The sequence below is a fragment of the Granulosicoccus sp. 3-233 genome (assembly GCF_052681095.1).
This window is the reverse complement of the sequence record NZ_JBQYLE010000004.1, coordinates 317166-334297: the sequence shown is the minus strand read 5'-3', so window position 1 is coordinate 334297 and position 17132 is coordinate 317166. Positions and strand designations below refer to the sequence as shown.

Below are 17132 nucleotides of genomic sequence, written 5' to 3'. Positions count from 1 at the left end.
ACTCTGCAGCAGCCCGTATGCTTTCACGAAGCGCCGGGCTGTTGCCCATTCGTACAATAACCGTAGGAGCTTTCGCTCATGCTTTTCAACGGCGCAGCCTTCAAGCTGACACGCGACAATGACATCCTCGAGCTGTCTTTCGACAGCGAAGGGCAGAAGGTCAATGTCTTCAATCGCAATGCCCTGACGGAATTCGGTCAGGTTCTGACCGAGATCGAAAAGGAATCAGGAGTGGCAGGACTTGTATTGTCCAGCACCAAGGGTGTGTTCATTGCAGGCGCGGACATCACCGAGTTTCTCGGCTACTTCGCATCACCCGATGAAGTGCTGATGACCATGCTCGATGAAGTCAACGGCATGTTCAATCGCTTCGAGGATCTGCCCTTCCCGACAGTGGCTGCCATCAACGGTGAGGCCCAGGGTGGCGGTTTCGAGATCTGTCTGGCCAGTGATTTTCGCGTCGCTGCTCCCGGCGCCCGCATGGGCTTGCCGGAAGTGAAGCTCGGCATCATGCCGGGCTGGGGTGGTTCCATCCGCTTGCCGCGGCTCATCGGTGTGGACAATGCCTTTGAATGGATGTGCACCGGTGTATCGAAGAAGGCGGCTGATGCCTTGAAGGATGGTGCAATCGATGCGGTCGTTCATGATGGTGATGTTCGCGCCGCCGCTATCTCCATCATCGAGCAGGTGCGTGACGGCAAGATCGAAGTGGCCTCACGCCGCGCCCTGAAGAAGTCTCCTCTGAAACTCTCGGAGCTGGAATTCAATATGGCCATCGAATCGGCCAAGGGCGTGGTTGGCGCCAAGGCCGGGCCACATTATCCGTCGCCCCTGACGATTGTCGGCACCGTGGCCAGGCATGCGGGCAAGTCACGTGATGAGGCGCTGCAGATCGAAAGCGCCAGCTTCGTGAAGCTGGGCAAGACCGACGTCGCCGCCAGCCTGGTCAGCATCTTCCTGAATGATCAGGCCCTGAAGCGACTGGCTCGCAAGCAGAGCAAGGATGCACGACCCGTGAAACACTCGGCAGTACTCGGAGCCGGAATCATGGGAGGTGGGGTTGCCTACCAATCAGCATCCAATGGTGTGCCCATCATCATGAAGGACATTCGCCAGGAGGCCCTGCAGGCAGGTCTTGATGAAGCGGGCAAGCTGCTGAAGAAGCAGATCAGTCGTGGCAGGATGAAGCCCGAGGGCATGGCCGGGGTACTCAACGCCATTCAACCGGCGCTGAGCTATGGCGAATTCGGTGCGGTGGATCTGGTGGTCGAAGCCGTGGTCGAGAATCCGAAAGTCAAGATGGCGGTGCTGGCCGAAGTGGAAGAGCAGGTCAGCGACGACACCATCGTCACCACCAACACCTCCACCATCTCGGTCGATCTGCTGGCCTCTGCGCTGAAGCGCCCCGAGAACTTCTGTGGCATGCATTTCTTCAACCCGGTGCATGCGATGCCTCTGGTTGAGGTCATTCGTGCCAGCACCTCGTCGGAAGAAGCCATTGCCACCACCGTGGCCTATGCCCAGGCCATGCGCAAGACACCTATCGTGGTCAATGACTGTCCGGGCTTTCTGGTGAACCGTATCCTGTTTGCCTATTTTGCCGGCTTCAACAAGCTCATTGCCGATGGTGCGGATTTTCGGGCCATTGACAAGGCACTGGAGAAGTTCGGTTGGCCCATGGGACCCGCCTACCTGCTGGATGTGGTGGGCATGGATACCGGCAAGCATGCGGCTGATGTCATTGCCGAAGGTTTTCCCGACCGCATGGCCAGCGAGACCAAGACCATCGTCGATGCGCTGTATGAAGCCGATCGCCTCGGTCAGAAGAACGGCAAGGGCTTCTATCGTTACGAAGCCGACAAGCGTGGCAAGCCGCAGAAGCTGCCTGATCCGGATGTCGACCAGATCGTCGCCAGTGTGCAGACGGCCAGTGCCGAGTTCAATGAGCAGGATATCGTCGATCGCCTGATGATTCCCCTGTGCATCGAAGCTGCTCGCTGCCTGGAAGACAACATAGTCAGCGCAGCGTTCGAAGTGGATATGGGCCTGGTATACGGAGTCGGTTTTCCGCCGTTCCGCGGTGGTGCCCTGCATCATGTGGATACGATGGGCATGGCCGCCTTCTGCCAGCGGGCCGATGAATTCGCCGAGCTGGGTGCCTTGTATCACCCGACAGAGACCATGCGCAAGATGGCACAGAACGGGGAGACGTATCACGCAAAGGCTGCCGCAGGTGCAGCTGACAACTCAGGAGCACAGTCATGAGCAGCTATCAGGCACGCGATGTCGTCATCGTCGATGGCGTTCGCTCACCCATGGCCCGATCCAAGGGTGGTGGTTTCACCCATGTACGCGCTGAAAACCTGTCCGCGGCACTGGTCGATGCATTGTTCGTGCGTAACCCGTCGGTGGATAGAGGTGACGTCGAGGACATCATCTGGGGCTGTGTGAACCAGACTCTGGAGCAGGGATTCAACGTCGCTCGTAGTGTGGGGTTGCTGGCCGGCTTGCCGAAGCAGGTGGCAGCACAGACGGTCAGCCGCTTGTGCGGTTCATCGATGAGCGCCCTGCACACGGCCGCCCAGGGCATCATGACGGGTTATGGTGATGTCTTCGTGGTCGGCGGGGTCGAGCACATGCAGCATGTACCGATGATGCACGGCATTGATATCAATCCATCGGTCAGTCTGTACGCGGCCAAGGCCTCCATGATGATGGGCGTGACAGCCGAGATGCTGGGCCAGATCCACGGCATCTCGCGTGAAGAGCAGGACATGTTCGCCCTGCGCTCTCATCAACGCGCTCAGGCAGCATCCGATGAGGGGCGCTTCGACAACGAGATCGTGCCCATCGAAGGACACGATGCCAATGGTGCGCTGACCCTGATCGAGAAGGATGAAGTCATTCGCGGTGATGCGTCGCTGGAAGCCCTGGCATCCTTGCGGCCGGCATTCATTCCGAAAACCGGCACCGTGACTGCCGGCAGTTCCTCGGCCATTGCCGACGGTGCCTCCGCCATGCTGATGATGTCAGGCGAAAAGGCCATGAGTCTGGGCCTGCAGCCGATAGCCCGCGTCCGCAGCATGGCCGTCAGTGGTTGTGATCCGGCCATCATGGGTTACGGACCGGTTCCTGCGACGAAAAAGGCCTTGAAAAGGGCGGGCATGTCCATTGACGACATCGATTACGTCGAACTCAATGAAGCCTTTGCCGCACAGTCCCTGCCGGTGCTGAAGGACCTCGGGCTGATCGAGCATATGGATCAGAAAGTCAATCTGAATGGCGGTGCCATTGCACTGGGTCATCCCCTGGGCTGTTCCGGCACGCGCATCTGCACCACTTTGCTGAACGTGATGCAGCAGAATGATGGAGAGCTGGGTCTGGCCACCATGTGTATCGGCATGGGGCAGGGTATTGCCACGGTCTTCGAACGCTTGAAGTAAGGAAAGGACCGCGCTTCAATAGTGCCGGTATGCCCCGAGCGCCTGTTCTGCAGGGGCCGGGGCTTTCGGTGTCTCTACTGCCGCAGGTGACAAATCAAGGCAGCCAGCTGACGTCCACCACTCGCCATTGCGGTCCACCCTCGGGCACATCAGCGTGATGGGTCAGGCGCGTCAGGGAGACGTTGCCGATATCGAAACTCACGCTGTTGCGCAGTGGCAGGTCCAGCGCGATCTGCAGTGCGGCGAGTATGGTGCCGCGATGGGCAACGCAGACGACATCCTTGCCCTGGTGCTCGCTGTTCATGCGCTCGATGAAGCCTTCGACCCGACTGCGTAACATGGAAAAGCTCTCGCCATTGGGTGCCTGCTGTTCGGGGGGGAGAGGCCAGAAGCCCAGGTAGGCATCCTCGCGCATGGCAAACAGTTCTTCATGCGTCATGCCGTTGAAGTCCCCGAAATCCTGCTCCTTGATATCCGCATCCTGAGCCCAGTCCGCAGCGCTGGCACCGGCTCCGATCAACGCCTCGGCGGTTTGCCGAGTCCGCTTGAGCGGGCTGGTCACCCACAGGGCGTCACTGGGCAGCTTCGCCGCAATTCCCTGAAACAAGGCCTCATCCGAGGTATCACAGTCTACATCCAGGCTGCCATACATGCGGTGCGAGACCTCTGGCACACGGGCGTGGCGGATCCACCAGAAGCGAGTAGCGTGTGAAGCCTGTGGTAACAGGTCGCGCAGGTTTTGGTTCATGTCTCAAGAGCTGCCAATAGGCTGGTTCGGAAAAACGACAAGCCATCGTTAACCGCTGAATTCTACCGCTTTGCGGGAAATCACGCTCAGTCCCATTTGACAAGTTTGCCGGCAACAGGCACAACAGTGAGCTGCAGGATTCAACAGGCCACCATCAGCGAGGATCGTCAGTGACTGACGCCGGGCAGGAAACACAGAGCGACGCAGGTCAGCAGCCGGGGCCGCAATCGGCTCTGGACAGGCGCATAGCCGATGCCGAGTCATGGCTCGTCGAACTGACGCAGCAGCTGATTCGCGTGCCGACCATCAACCCGCCAGGCGAGGGTTATGCGGACATCTGTGACCTGCTGGAGCGCATGCTCGCACCACACGGATTCGCCATCGAACGAGTGCGAGCCGTGGGCGCACTGGGTGACAGTGAGCAGTACCCTCGCTGGAACCTGATTGCGCGACACGAAGGGCGTCATGCCGGAGAATGCGTGCACTTCAATTCCCATACCGATGTGGTATCGGTGGGGGAAGGCTGGAGTGTCGACCCGTTCGCCGGCGTCGTACGTGATGGCCGGGTGTATGGGCGCGGTGCCTGTGACATGAAGGGCGGTCTGGCATCCTCCATCGTGGCGGCAGTCTGCTTCATCGCGGAACACCCCGGCTATGCCGGTGCCATCGAGATCTCCGGCACCTGTGATGAAGAATCCGGAGGCTTTGGCGGGGTGGCCTATCTGGCGGAACAGGGATGGTTCAATCCGAAGCGGGTCCAGCATGTGATCATTCCCGAGCCCTTGAACAAGGAGCGCATCTGCCTGGGTCATCGCGGCGTCTGGTGGGCAGAGGTCGAGACCCATGGGCACATCGCACACGGTTCCATGCCGTTTCTCGGTGATTGCGCCATTCGCCACATGGGGGCCGTACTGGAGGCGCTGGAGGACACCCTCATACCGCAGCTGGCGACTCGCCAGACGGCCATGCCGGTGGTACCCGAACAGGCGCGCCAGTCGACTCTGAACATCAATTCCATTCACGGCGGACTGGCCGAGGCCGCCAGTGACTACACCGGCATGCCCTCGGCGCTGGTGCCGGATCGCTGCCGCCTGGTGCTGGACCGACGATTCCTGATCGAAGAGAACCTGGAGGATGTGCAGGCCGAACTGCATGATTTGCTGGAGCGCGTGAAGTCGGAGCGCAACAGCTTCGATTACGAGGTGCGTGAGCTGTTTTCGGTGTTGCCCAACATGACCGACAGAGATGCGCCGGTGGTGAACGCCGTGTCGGATGCCATTCGCCAGCGTCTGGGACAGGAGCCGGAATATGTGGTCTCGCCGGGAACTTACGATCAGAAACATGTCGATCGTATCGGCCGCCTGCACAATTGCATCGCCTATGGTCCCGGCATTCTGGATCTGGCGCATCAACCTGACGAGTATGTCGGAATACAGGATATGATTGTTGCCGCACAGGTCATGGGGCGTTCCTTACAGGCCCTGCTGCTGACGGATTCCGACTGATGGAGAGACTATGAAGAATCGATTTCGCCTGCCGGTAATGCTGCTGCTGGCCACGGTAGTCAACCAGGCGCAAGCGGCCAGAACCGATCTGACTCTGGGCATGCAGCTGGAGCCACCCAATATGGATCCGACCGGGGGTGCGGCTGCGGCGATCGACGAGGTGGTCTATGCCAACATCTTCGAAGGTCTGACGCGCTTCGATGCCAACGGCAGTGTCATACCGGCACTGGCCAGCAGTTGGGAAATCGAGAACGACGGGGCACGCTATGTGTTCACATTGCACAGCGGCGTGACCTTTCATGACGGTGCCGAGTTCACGGCCGAGGATGTCAGGTTCTCGATCGAACGCGCCATGGCTGAAGACTCCACCAATGCGCAGAAGCAGCTGTTTGCCAATATCGACAGCGTCGACGTCATCGATCCACACACTGTGGCGATCAATCTGACGCAGGCCGACGGCAATCTGCTGTTCAACCTGGCCTGGGGCGATGCCGTCATTCTCGATCCTGCATCGGCCGCCGATGCGGCCACCTCGCCGGTGGGTACCGGCCCATTCACCTTCGAACGGTGGGTGCAGGGTGATCGCGTGGAGATCGTCAGATACGCCGATTACTGGGGTGAGCAGGCAAGGCTGGACAAGGCCACGTTCAAGTTCATCAGTGAGCCGACTGCCGCTTATTCCGCCATCCTGGCCGGCGATCTTGATGCCTTCCCCAACTATCCGGCACCAGAGAATCTGGCACAGCTTGACGCCGATCCACGCTATTCGGTGGTGCTCGGTTCCACCGAAGGCGAAACCATCCTGGCGATGAACAATGCGGCTGCACCGTTCGACGATATCCGCATCCGTGAGGCAGTGGCGCATGCCATCAATCGAGAGGAGATCATCGACGGTGCGATGTACGGGTACGGCACTCCCATCGGCACGCATTTCGCGCCGCATAATCCGGCCTATGTCGATCTGACCGGGCAGTCGGCCTATGATCCCGACAAGTCCAGAGCCCTGTTGAAGGAGGCTGGTCTGGAAGAGGGCCTGACAGTCTCCCTGAAACTGCCGCCGCCGGCGTATGCGCGACGTGGCGGGGAGATCATTGCTGCCCAGCTGCGCGATGTGGGCATCACGGCCGAGATCGAGAATCTGGAATGGGCGCAATGGCTGGAGCAGGTCTTCAAGGGCAAGGACTTCGATCTCACCATCGTCTCGCACACCGAGCCGATGGATATCGGCATCTATGCCAATCCCGAATATTACTTCCAGTATGACAACCCCGAACTGCAGACGCTGATGACAACACTGGGCGGCGAGACCGATCCGGACAAGCGTCTGGCTCTGTTGCAGCAGGCGCAGCAGATCATCGCCGATGATCATGTCAACGCCTATCTGTTTCAACTGGCTCGTACCGGAGTTGCAAACAGCAAGCTCAAGGGTCTGTGGCCGAACTCCCCCACGCAGGCCAACGACCTGACGGCAGTGTACTGGGAAGACTAGGGATTCAGCCTGTGCGTTGCTGGTGGCGTCTGGCGGCGCGCAGGGCTGACTGACATGTTGCATTATCTCTTCAGGCGACTGGGCTCCCTGCTGGCCACCTTGCTGGTGGCGAGTCTCATCGTGTTTCTCGTCATCGAGGTGGTACCGGGTGACCCGGCGTCCTACATGCTCGGGATGAATGCGCAGCCGGATACAGTCGCGGCGCTGCGCAGCGAGCTAGGTCTGGACCAGAGCGGGCCGGCCCGCTATCTGCACTGGATCGGCGGCATGGTACAGGGTGACTTCGGGCAGTCCTATACCTACCGGACACCCGTGGTGGACATGGTGGCCGATCGCCTGTGGGTCTCTCTGCCTCTGGCCCTGTATGCCTTGCTGCTGTCAACGGTATTGGCTTTTCCGGCAGGTATCTGGGCGGCCAGTCATCGTGGCGGGGTGGCCGATACCACCGTCATGGGGTTTACCCAGTTGGGAATCGCCGTTCCCAATTTCTGGTTTGCCCTGTTGCTGGTGATGTTGTTTGCCGTCAATCTCGGCTGGTTTTCCGCTGGAGGGTTTGCCGGCTGGGAGAGCGGACTGTTCGCTGGACTGAAGTCCCTGACGCTGCCGGCAATCTCGCTGGCGCTGCCACAGGCGGCCATACTGACACGCGTCATGCGCTCATCCCTGCTGGATGTCCTGGGAGAGGATTTCATGCGCACCGCCAGAGCCAAGGGGCTCAGCGCACGACAGGCCTTGCTGCGACACGCCTTGAGAAACGCGATGATTCCGGTGCTGACCATCATGGGACTGCAGTTCTCTTTTCTGATCGCCGGCGCCATCATCATCGAGAACGTGTTCTTTCTGCCGGGGCTGGGGCGTCTGATCTTTCAGAGCATCGCGCAGCGCGATCTGATCGTGGTGGAAAGTGTCGTCATGCTGCTGGTCTTCGCGGTTGTCCTGGTGACCTTCGTGATCGATCTGGCCTATGCCTGGGTCGACCCACGTCTGCGACAGCAGCGACGATGAAGCTGAGATCCCTTGTGCCGGGGGCGGTGCTTGTATTGCTGGTGGTGTCGGCAGCACTGCTCAGTTATCTGTGGACGCCCTTCGACGTCACCTCCCTGGACATTCGCAACAAGTTTGCCTCGCCCGATTCCGTGCACTGGCTCGGTACCGATCATCTGGGCCGGGATATTCTCTCCATGCTGATGGTGGGGGCTCGCACCTCCATCGCCGTGGCTCTGGTGGCGGTGGGTATCGGCATGGGCCTGGGCGTGCCCCTGGGTCTGCTGGCGGCGGCACGCGCCCATTCCTGGCTGGATGAACTGATCATGCGAGGAAACGATCTGGTGTTCGCCTTTCCGGCGCTGCTGATCGCCATCATGATCACGGCTGTCTTCGGTCCGGGAGCGGTCAACGCCATCATTGCCATCGGCATCTTCAACATTCCGGTCTTTGCCCGTCTGACCCGGGGGGCTGCCATGAGTCTGTGGAACCGGGAATTCGTGCTGGCAGCACGCGTCGCCGGCAAGGGGCCGCTGCGCATTTCCCTGGAGCACCTGCTGCCGAACATCAGCAATCTGCTGGTGGTGCAGGGCACCATCCAGTTCTCGCTGGGCATTCTGGCGGAGGCGGGTCTTTCCTATGTCGGTCTGGGAGCGCAGCCACCCATTCCCAGCTGGGGCCGCATGCTGGCGGAGAGCCAGACACTGATCAGCCTGGCACCCCATCTGGCGCTGTTTCCCGGTCTGGCCATCGTCATCACCGTGCTGGGACTGAATCTGCTGGGCGATGGGCTGCGGGACTGGCTGGATCCGAGGTTGCGCCGTGAACGCTGAGTCGCCACTGCTGCACATGGACAAGCTGACCCTGTCCATACACCAGACACCCATATTGCAGGACATCTCGCTGCAGCTGCAGGCGGGTCAGGCACTGGGGCTGATTGGTGAAAGTGGTTCGGGCAAATCGATGACGGCACTGTCCATCATGCAGCTGCTGCCACGCGGATCCGTGCAATCAGGCAGCATCCGGTTTCAGGGACAGGCTCTGGAGGCGATGTCCGAAGCCGAGCTGTGTGAACTGCGCGGCAGTGATATCGGCATGATCTTCCAGGAACCGATGACGGCACTGAACCCGGTCAAGAGCATCGGGGAGCAGGTCAGTGAGAGTATTCGCCTGCACCGAGGCCTGTCGCGCGATGAGACGCAGGCGCTGACCCGGCAGACTCTGCAGCGGGTGGGGCTGCCCAATGCCGAGTTTCCATTGAACCGCTATCCGCATGAACTCTCGGGTGGACAGCGTCAGCGCGTCGTCATTGCCATCGCCATTGCCTGTCAGCCGCGTCTGCTGATCGCCGACGAGCCGACGACGGCGCTGGACGTGACCACCCAGGCCGGTATCCTGGAATTGCTGAAATCGCTGCAGCAGGATGAAGGGCTGGCGCTGATGCTGATCAGTCATGATCTGGCGGTGGTGTCCAACATGGCCGACGATGTCGTGGTCATGCGTCAGGGGCGTGTTGTCGAGCAGGGCGATCTGGGGGCCGTGTTCGCTCGTCCTGCGCATGCCTACACGCGCATGCTGTTCGAGGCTTCGGCGCTTTCCACGCCAGGCAGTGCGCCCCGGAATCTACCCTCTACCCAGGCTGCTGCCACACCCTTGTTACAGGTGGAGAACCTGATTTGCGAGTACCCCGGCCGGCGCACCGGTCTGCTTTCCCATGCCCCGGCCTTTCGCGCGGTGAACCGGGTCAGTTTCGACATTCGACCGGGCGAAAGCGTTGGTCTGGTGGGTGAAAGCGGTTGTGGAAAATCCACCCTGACCCGCGCATTGCTGGGATTGATGCACTTGCAGGGCGGTCGTATCCGCCTCAACGGGGAAGAGGTCAGCGCGGCGAAGGTGGTTTCACGGGCGGCCAGACGTCAGATGCAGGTGGTCTTTCAGGATCCCTACGGATCGTTCAATCCGCGTCATCGCGTCGGCCGACTGGTCAGTGAGCCCTTGCATCTGCTGGACACATCAGCGGGACGCAGAAACACAAAGCAGCGCGTGGCCCGGGTCCTGGAGAGTGTCGGCTTGCACGCCGATGACGCTGACAAGTTCATTCACGAGTTTTCGGGCGGTCAGCGTCAGCGGATCGCGATTGCTCGTTCATTGATCGTCCAGCCTTCCCTGATCATTCTGGACGAAGCGGTGTCTGCTCTGGATGTATCCGTGCGTGCTCAGGTGCTGCAGTTGCTGGACACGCTGGCGAGTGAACAGGGTCTGGCCTATCTGTTCATTTCGCACGATCTGTCCGTGGTGCGTCGAGTCAGTGAGCGAGTACTGGTCATGCAACAGGGGCAGATCGTTGAGCAGGGGGACACAGCTGTTGTCTTTGCCAGTCCGCGGCATGCCTACACCAGGGAGCTGCTGGCTGCCACGCCGCAATTGCGGATTGCCTCGTCGTGACCGCTTGCTATCCGGTCGAACCGGACGGAGTCCTCCGCGACCTATCATGTCAACCTGCCAGACCTGCCAGACCTGCCAGACCTGCCAGACCTGCCAGACCTGCCAGACCAGGCAGATCTGCGATCAACGGACATCAACCGCTGTGAAGAATCCCATGGAAAACACGCCTCCCGAGCTGCGCTGGCAGGTCGGACCACGAAATCTCATCACCGATGTGCCGGGCCTGCGGGTCGGCAATGCGGCTGATCCCCTGGTGAAATCCGGTGTTACCGTGCTCACCGCAGAACAGCCCTTCATCGCCAGTGTCGACATCATGGGCGGTGCTCCGGGTACCCGGGAGACCGATTGTCTGGCACCGGACAAACTGGTCGAACAGGTTGATGCGCTGGTCTTGTCTGGCGGCTCGGCGCTGGGACTGGAAGCGGCGTCCGGGGTGGTGGCGGCATTACGGGAACAGGGCAGGGGGTTTACCATCGGGCCTGTGCAGGTGCCGATCGTGCCGACGGCCATCATCTTCGATCTGCTCAACGGCGGCGCATCCGACTGGCAGCAGAACCCTTACGCAAGGCTTGGTCGTGAAGCCTATTCTGCGGCCGATGAAGCGTTCGAGCTCGGCACGGCCGGTGCCGGTACCGGTGCGACCACGGCAGTGCTCAAGGGAGGTCTGGGATCCGCTTCTCTGGTCATGCCCGACGGCATCGTCGTGGGGGCCCTTGTGGTGGCCAATCCGCATGGCAGTGTCGTGGTGCCTGGCAGTCGCTCGTTCTGGGCTGCACCGTTCGAGATGCAGGATGAATTCGGTGGCGTGGGTATGGCTCCGGCTCCCGACCCGTTCCTGTTGCCGCGCAATGACAAGTTGCGCGCCTACGCCGCCATGCACGGTCTGCCTGATGGTGCAGAGCCGAGCCCTGCGGGTAGCAATACGACGATTGCCATCGTGGCAACCAACGCGCGCCTGGACAAGGCGCAGCTGCAACGCATGGCGGTAGCGGCCCAGGATGGCATGGCACGTGCCATCGTGCCGTCGCATACACCCTATGATGGAGATCTGATCTTCGCCCTGTCGATAGCCGAGGTCGAGATGCAGAAGCCGGCCGAGGATCCCATGCGCCTGGGCCACGCGGCAGCGGTATGCCTGTCCAGAGCCATCGCCCGCGGCGTCTATCTGGCGCAGCAGGCTGCGGGCGACACCTTGCCGACCTGGCAGCAGAGCTTCGCGAATCCGTGACCGGAACCGATCGATTCCTCAGGAGGCGGTCTCAATCGAGGGGGCGACTCAGGGCATCTTCGACAATGGCAAGCACGCGACCGGCCTGCTCCCAATGCAGCGCATGGGCCGCTCCGTCAACGATCTGGACCGTCACGTCGGGGTGCTGCTGCCGGAAGTCGAACAGCATCTGCGGTGTCATCAGCATGTCCTGACTGCCGGTCAACAGGGTGACCGGGCAGCGTCGCTGCGCCAATGGCAGCGGCGGCAGAAAACTCGGTAGTGCGTCCACCTGCTGTCCAAAGGCTGTCAGATTCTGCTTGTACGGGTAGGCCAGGGACGCCTCGAGGGCCGCGGCCACAGCGTCGGGATCCGCGAAGAATTCAGGCCTGAACAGGAACTGGTACAACAGCGCGAACCAGTGTGCTTCGTTGTCTTCGGTACGCATGGCCAGCAGTGATTGAAACAGAGCAATACGCGCCGGAATGATCTGTGGAAGGGCCGCAGCGCAGACCAGTCGCGACACACGCTCAGGTGCCTGACAAGCCAGCGCCCAGCCAAGCATGCCACCCATGGAATGCCCCAGCACATTGACTCTTTCGATACCCAGCGCGTCAAGCATCGCCAGGATATCGGCGATCATCACATCGCGTGAGCTGGCAACGGAGCCCGAACCAGTTCGGCCAGTGCAGCGATTGTCCGGAATCAACAGCGACTGTTGTTGTCTCAGACCATCGACAAGCGGTAGCCAGCTGGCGCTGTCACTGGCCATGCCGGAAAGCATCAGCAGGGGCGGTCGTTCAGGCGCTTCTGATCGAGCAGCGGAATGTTGCTCGAAGTGCAGGCAGATATCATTGATGTCGAGAAACGGCATGGCTGTGCAGATTCGATGATGGAAGGCAATATGATGACAGACAACTCGGAACGGAAATGTTCATGAAGCACAACACAAGCTCCGGCGAATCCACGGACAGTTTCGGTTCGACGACCACCAGTCCACAGGCCGCACTGCCCGGCATCAACGATTTCGCTGAAGGCTTCGTGTCGTATCAGACTCGGGCCGTGAACGTGCTGGAATGCGCCGACAACCATCCGGACAGCGCATTGGCCAATATCTATGCAGGTATGTTGTGGATGTTTCTGGAACGACCCGAAGCACCGGAGAAGTCGATTCCCTACGCGCAGCGGGCTGAACGGGTCGGTGGGCTGAACGCCCGTGAACGGGGCATGCTGGCCCTGCTGCAGGCCTGGCAACAGTACGATCATCAGCAGGTGCTGGCGATCGGCACGCAATTGTGCGCCGAATACCCACGTGATCTGCCACTGCTCAAAGTGGTGCAGTATCACGCCTTCAATGCCGGCGATGCAGCGCTGATGCTGCGGCTGGCGCTGGCGGCAGAGCCGCACAATGGTCATCTGGCCGCCGTGCACAGCATGGTGGCCTTCGGGCATGAACAGTCACACCACCTTGCCGAGGCTGAAACTGCCGCCCATCGGGCGCTGGCGATCGATCCGAACGAGCCCTGGGCCCATCATGCGCTGGCGCATGTGCATCTGGGGCGAGGCACCGGCAAGGAAGGTCTGGCCTTGCTGGAAGCCAGTGCGCCGAGTTGGGACGGACTCAATTCGTTCATGTTCACACACAACTGGTGGCATGTCGCCCTGTTCGAGATCGCCAGAGGAGAGGTCGTGACGGCCTTGCGCATCCATGATGAGCGCTGCTGGGGGATACAGCCGGATTACAGTCAGGATCAGATCGGTGCGGTGTCGTTGCTGGCCCGACTGGAACTGGCTGCCGTGGACGTCGGGGATCGCTGGCAGGACCTTCTGCCGTTTCTCGAAACGCGTCGGGACGATGTCATTCAGCCCTTTCTGAGTCTGCAGTATCTGTATGGCCTGGCCAGAGCCGGCTCGGCGCTGACCGACGAACTGTTGACTCTCATTCGTGCGCAGGCAGAGCAGCCTGTCGTGAAGCAGGATCGCATCCTGTGGCGCGATGTGGCCATTCCTGCGGCCGAAGGCATGGTGGCGCATGCACGTGGAGAGCATGATCGGGCCGCGCGCGAGCTGGCGTCGGTACGGCATGAGTTGTGGCGCATCGGAGGTAGCCATGCGCAACGCGACCTGTTCGAGCAGGTGTTGCTGGATGCGCGCCTGCGGGCGGGTGACTGGCAGGCGGCTCGCAAGACTCTGGAGCATCGGCGTGGCTGGGAGCCGGACAGTCCGATCCTGCAGCAGCGATTACAGGATGTGTATCAACAGCTGAACGATTGAAGGCTCCGGTTTGCGACGGTCAAAGGCGATGAGGGTGCCGCCGCGCTGAGCATGACCCGGATCGGTCGCAACGGTTTACGGCAGCGCGCGCGAATTGCCGCACTGGTCTGCGCCCGGGCTGTTGGAGCCCGATGATCAATCAGGGTGCCGGGTCGCGCTGCACCCGGATCGGAAAGAAGCGAATGCCTGACTGATCGAGTGAGGGAGCGCCCGGGAAACCGCGACTGGCGGCCAGCGAGTACCAGCGAGCGGCGTCACTCAGCGCATCATTGGCGGCCGCCGGGGCGAATGAGAGCAGTGTCGCTTCTCTTGCAAAATCGGCACCGAGTACCACCTGGGCAGCGCGCTCACCCTGTTCAGCCTTGGTCTCCAGCTCTTCGCGAGGGAGCTTCTCCAGTATCTCCTGCTCTTCTACCACGGCCTCTCGCAATGCTTCCTGCGACTGAATCGGATTATCGACCGATACGCTTGATGGTCTCAGTGAGGTGGTGACTCCGGTCTCACCATCGATCGACAGCGGTCGATCCAGTGGGCCGGCATCCAGCTCGGCAGTATCTGCCAGGGCATTGCCGAGAGGTGCAAGGAGGAACAGGGCGGCGATGAACAGCGAGATCGAACGAGGCATGGATGGATATCGGACAACAGACATGACTGTCAAGTATGGCTGATAGCGACCGGATTGGCTGGCTATTCATTCACAGGCAGGCAGGTGTGAGCTGAACTTATCGACTTTGTCACGAATATTGCAGGACCTTGCGCCATGAAAGCTGCGCTCGGCGCAGTCATGAAATCAAGTCAGAGAAGAATACAGATGGCGAACAAGTTCCTGGTCAGGCGCGGTCGCGCGCCGTTGGCGAGCACTGTGCTGTTGCTTGCGTCTATGGGTGTCTGCTGGGCTCAGGATACGGGGGATGAGGCTGCGTCAGTGGCTGAAGGTGACGGGAGTGGGCGCATCACGGTGCCTCTGTCGGGCACGGCCACTGTCAGTCGCATCGACAATCTGTCCATATCGCCGAGCCAGGTCGAGATCGGCCTGGTCGATGTCGGTCAGTCGCAAAGCAAGACTTTCGTGCTCTCTCATCAGGGGGGCGACAATGCCGCTGCCATCGAGATCGGTGAGGCCACCCTGTTCGGCAAGAGCGCCAGCGAGTTCGCAGCGGGTTTCGGGGGTTACCAGACGCTCGGACCCGGTCAGTCCATCGAGGTCACGGTCGATTTCGTCCCGTTGTCGCCAGGCGATAAATCGGCTGGATTGCGGCTCGACATCAGTGGCTCGACATCGCCCTATGTGGTGCTCTTCACCGGTACGGCCCGTTACCCCCTGACATCGGATCTGGGGCAGTCTGACCAGAAACTCGATTTCGGTGAAGCCCTGCAGGATACCGACTCGCAGAAGAACGTCATTCTCAGCAATAACGGTGATGCGGATGGCCCGGCCATCAATGTGTCAGCCATGCAGCTCAGTGGCACCAACGCCGATGCCTTTACCATCAACTTCTCTCCGGTCACGCTCAGTCCCGGCGAAGACCTGGATGTCAAGATCGACATGGCTACCGATACGGTCGGCTTCCGCTCGGCTCAAGTCGAGATATTCCACGATGGCAACAACGGCGCGCTGGAGCTGGATCTGGAGGGTACCGTGGTCACGCCGCAATCGGTGCCGGTGAATTTCTCCCTGAGTGAACTGAACACCAGCCAGCAGATCACCCGGGGCACGACCCTGCAGTTCGGGCCGGACGGCAAGCTGTACGTCGGTGAAATGGCCGGGCCGATCCACGTGTTCGATATCACACGCAATGGCAAGGACAACTACGTCGGCAATCTGGAACAGACCATCAACCTGGTCAAGAACGTACCCAACCACGACGATGATGGGACACCCAACAACAACCAGAACACCCGCACCATGACGGGGCTGTACGTGGAAGGAACGGCAGCGGCACCGGTGATCTATGTCTCGTCAAGCGATCCGCGGCAGGCAGCCGGACCGTCGGGCACGGATTCGAACCTCGACACCAACTCCGGCATGCTGCACAAGCTAACTCTGAACGGCAACAAGTGGACCAAGCAGGACCTGGTACGGGGTCTGCCGCGCTCCGAGGAGAATCACGGTCCCAATGGTCTGGTCAAGATAGGCAACAAGCTGTATGTGAGCGTGGGTGGTCATACCAACATGGGCTCACCGTCCAACAACTTTGCCGAGCTCCCCGAGTTTGCACTCTCCGCCGCCGTGCTGGTCATCGATCTGGATGCAATCGGCAACTCAACCTACGATCTGCCAACGCTGGACGGACCTGCCGATCAGCACGACCCCTTCGGCGGGCATGACGGCCTGAATCAGGCCATTCTGGAGACAAACGGACCGGTGCAGATCTTCGCTCCCGGCTTTCGCAACGCCTATGACATTGTCTACACCGAGTCCGGTCGCTTCTATGTCTGGGACAACGGGCCGAACGCGGGCTGGGGCGCCCAGCCGGGTGCCAATTGCTCGAATGCGATCAAGAACAATGGAGACACTCATGAAGATGGTCTGCACCTGATCGAGGAGGGCTATTACGGGGGGCATCCCAACCCGACGCGAGGCAACAAGGGCAACAAGTTTGGCGGTCAGTCGCCCATCGAGGGGCCTGCGAACGAGGAGGAATGCATCTACAAGACGCCCGGCCAGAACGATGGTGCGCTGGTGACCAATGACCCGTCAACCAATGGCCTGGATGAATACACTGCCAGCAACTTTGGTGGCGCCATGAAAGGCGATCTGATAGCGGCGGCATTCGGCAAACAGATATTCCGCGTCCAGCTCAATGGCAACGGGACAGCCATAACCTCCAAATCCCTGCTGTTGAAAGGCCAGGGCACCACCCCTCTGGATCTCACTACCCAGGGCGATGGCGATGTCTTTCCAGGCACGATCTGGATCGTCGACAACATCGACAAGAAGATTCGGATTCTCGAGCCCAGTGATTATTGAAGCACTCAATGTCCGCGCGATCCGGGCCGATAACAGAGCCTGAACAGAACTGGAGTCCCTGCACGT

13 protein-coding genes are annotated in these 17132 nt (G+C 60.5%); 10 read left to right on the top strand and 3 right to left on the bottom strand.

Annotated elements, in window-relative coordinates:
* Nucleotides 1-78 precede the first annotated feature (78 nt).
* Both fadB and fadA read left to right on the top strand, forming a co-directional pair.
* On the top strand, nucleotides 79-2265 hold the full coding sequence (fadB, locus tag ACUNV4_RS13395; protein WP_430879068.1) for a fatty acid oxidation complex subunit alpha FadB: 2187 nt from the start codon (nucleotides 79-81) through the stop codon (nucleotides 2263-2265).
* Nucleotides 2262-3443 carry an acetyl-CoA C-acyltransferase FadA gene (gene fadA, locus ACUNV4_RS13390; RefSeq protein WP_430879067.1) on the top strand — a complete coding sequence of 394 codons (1182 nt, stop codon included), beginning with the start codon at nucleotides 2262-2264 and terminating at the stop codon, nucleotides 3441-3443. Before fadB ends, fadA begins: the two co-directional genes overlap by 4 nt.
* Before the next feature lie 94 nt (nucleotides 3444-3537).
* On the opposite strand, the gene ACUNV4_RS13385 is transcribed toward fadA, so the two are convergent.
* Complete coding sequence (locus ACUNV4_RS13385) at nucleotides 3538-4191, bottom strand: histidine phosphatase family protein (protein ID WP_430879066.1); 654 nt, start codon at nucleotides 4189-4191, stop codon at nucleotides 3538-3540.
* Nucleotides 4192-4361: 170 nt separating this feature from the next.
* On the opposite strand from ACUNV4_RS13385, the gene ACUNV4_RS13380 reads away from it, so the two are divergent.
* The 6 genes from ACUNV4_RS13380 (at nucleotide 4362) to ACUNV4_RS13355 (ending at nucleotide 11842) form a co-directional block, all read left to right on the top strand.
* Nucleotides 4362-5696 (top strand): acetylornithine deacetylase/succinyl-diaminopimelate desuccinylase family protein, encoded by a 1335-nt coding sequence (locus tag ACUNV4_RS13380; RefSeq protein ID WP_430879065.1) that lies wholly within the window; start codon nucleotides 4362-4364, stop codon nucleotides 5694-5696.
* Nucleotides 5697-5706: 10 nt separating this feature from the next.
* Complete coding sequence (locus tag ACUNV4_RS13375; RefSeq protein ID WP_430879064.1) at nucleotides 5707-7185, top strand: ABC transporter substrate-binding protein; 1479 nt, start codon at nucleotides 5707-5709, stop codon at nucleotides 7183-7185.
* A 54-nt stretch (nucleotides 7186-7239) separates the two neighbouring features.
* The gene (locus tag ACUNV4_RS13370) at nucleotides 7240-8190 is read left to right on the top strand and encodes an ABC transporter permease (protein WP_430879063.1); all 951 of its coding nucleotides are present in this window, start codon (nucleotides 7240-7242) and stop codon (nucleotides 8188-8190) included.
* Entirely contained in the window at nucleotides 8187-9002 is an 816-nt protein-coding gene (locus ACUNV4_RS13365; RefSeq protein ID WP_430879062.1) for an ABC transporter permease, read from the top strand. Before ACUNV4_RS13370 ends, ACUNV4_RS13365 begins: the two co-directional genes overlap by 4 nt.
* Nucleotides 8992-10614 carry an ABC transporter ATP-binding protein gene (locus tag ACUNV4_RS13360; protein WP_430879061.1) on the top strand — a complete coding sequence of 541 codons (1623 nt, stop codon included), beginning with the start codon at nucleotides 8992-8994 and terminating at the stop codon, nucleotides 10612-10614. The genes ACUNV4_RS13365 and ACUNV4_RS13360 overlap by 11 nt, the downstream gene beginning before the upstream one ends.
* 154 nt (nucleotides 10615-10768) lie before the next feature.
* Nucleotides 10769-11842, top strand: coding sequence for a P1 family peptidase (locus tag ACUNV4_RS13355; protein ID WP_430879060.1), 1074 nt, complete (start codon nucleotides 10769-10771; stop codon nucleotides 11840-11842).
* 31 nt (nucleotides 11843-11873) lie between these two features.
* Here the strand turns inward: ACUNV4_RS13355 and ACUNV4_RS13350 are convergent, their stop codons facing one another.
* Nucleotides 11874-12695, bottom strand: coding sequence for an alpha/beta fold hydrolase (locus ACUNV4_RS13350; RefSeq protein ID WP_430879059.1), 822 nt, complete (start codon nucleotides 12693-12695; stop codon nucleotides 11874-11876).
* Nucleotides 12696-12757: 62 nt separating this feature from the next.
* Between ACUNV4_RS13350 and ACUNV4_RS13345 the strand changes: the two genes are divergently transcribed.
* Nucleotides 12758-14095 carry a tetratricopeptide repeat protein gene (locus tag ACUNV4_RS13345; RefSeq protein WP_430879058.1) on the top strand — a complete coding sequence of 446 codons (1338 nt, stop codon included), beginning with the start codon at nucleotides 12758-12760 and terminating at the stop codon, nucleotides 14093-14095.
* A 139-nt stretch (nucleotides 14096-14234) separates the two neighbouring features.
* Here the strand turns inward: ACUNV4_RS13345 and ACUNV4_RS13340 are convergent, their stop codons facing one another.
* Complete coding sequence (locus ACUNV4_RS13340; RefSeq protein ID WP_430879057.1) at nucleotides 14235-14720, bottom strand: hypothetical protein; 486 nt, start codon at nucleotides 14718-14720, stop codon at nucleotides 14235-14237.
* Between the two features lie 186 nt (nucleotides 14721-14906).
* Here ACUNV4_RS13340 and ACUNV4_RS13335 point away from each other — a divergent pair, with 186 nt between their 5' ends.
* Complete coding sequence (locus ACUNV4_RS13335) at nucleotides 14907-17066, top strand: choice-of-anchor D domain-containing protein (protein ID WP_430879056.1); 2160 nt, start codon at nucleotides 14907-14909, stop codon at nucleotides 17064-17066.
* The last annotated feature ends 66 nt before the right edge of the window (nucleotides 17067-17132 follow it).

Excerpts from the sequence above, each read along its gene's own strand:
- fadB (WP_430879068.1), top strand. The coding sequence starts at position 79 with ATGCTTTTCAACGGCGCAGCCTTCAAGCTGACACGCGACAATGACATC.
- fadA (WP_430879067.1), top strand. The coding sequence starts at position 2,262 with ATGAGCAGCTATCAGGCACGCGATGTCGTCATCGTCGATGGCGTTCGC.
- ACUNV4_RS13385 (WP_430879066.1), bottom strand. The coding sequence starts at position 4,191 with ATGAACCAAAACCTGCGCGACCTGTTACCACAGGCTTCACACGCTACT.
- ACUNV4_RS13375 (WP_430879064.1), top strand. The coding sequence starts at position 5,707 with ATGAAGAATCGATTTCGCCTGCCGGTAATGCTGCTGCTGGCCACGGTA.
- ACUNV4_RS13370 (WP_430879063.1), top strand. The coding sequence starts at position 7,240 with ATGTTGCATTATCTCTTCAGGCGACTGGGCTCCCTGCTGGCCACCTTG.
- ACUNV4_RS13365 (WP_430879062.1), top strand. The coding sequence starts at position 8,187 with ATGAAGCTGAGATCCCTTGTGCCGGGGGCGGTGCTTGTATTGCTGGTG.
- ACUNV4_RS13355 (WP_430879060.1), top strand. The coding sequence starts at position 10,769 with ATGGAAAACACGCCTCCCGAGCTGCGCTGGCAGGTCGGACCACGAAAT.
- ACUNV4_RS13350 (WP_430879059.1), bottom strand. The coding sequence starts at position 12,695 with ATGCCGTTTCTCGACATCAATGATATCTGCCTGCACTTCGAGCAACAT.
- ACUNV4_RS13345 (WP_430879058.1), top strand. The coding sequence starts at position 12,758 with ATGAAGCACAACACAAGCTCCGGCGAATCCACGGACAGTTTCGGTTCG.
- ACUNV4_RS13340 (WP_430879057.1), bottom strand. The coding sequence starts at position 14,720 with ATGCCTCGTTCGATCTCGCTGTTCATCGCCGCCCTGTTCCTCCTTGCA.
- ACUNV4_RS13335 (WP_430879056.1), top strand. The coding sequence starts at position 14,907 with ATGGCGAACAAGTTCCTGGTCAGGCGCGGTCGCGCGCCGTTGGCGAGC.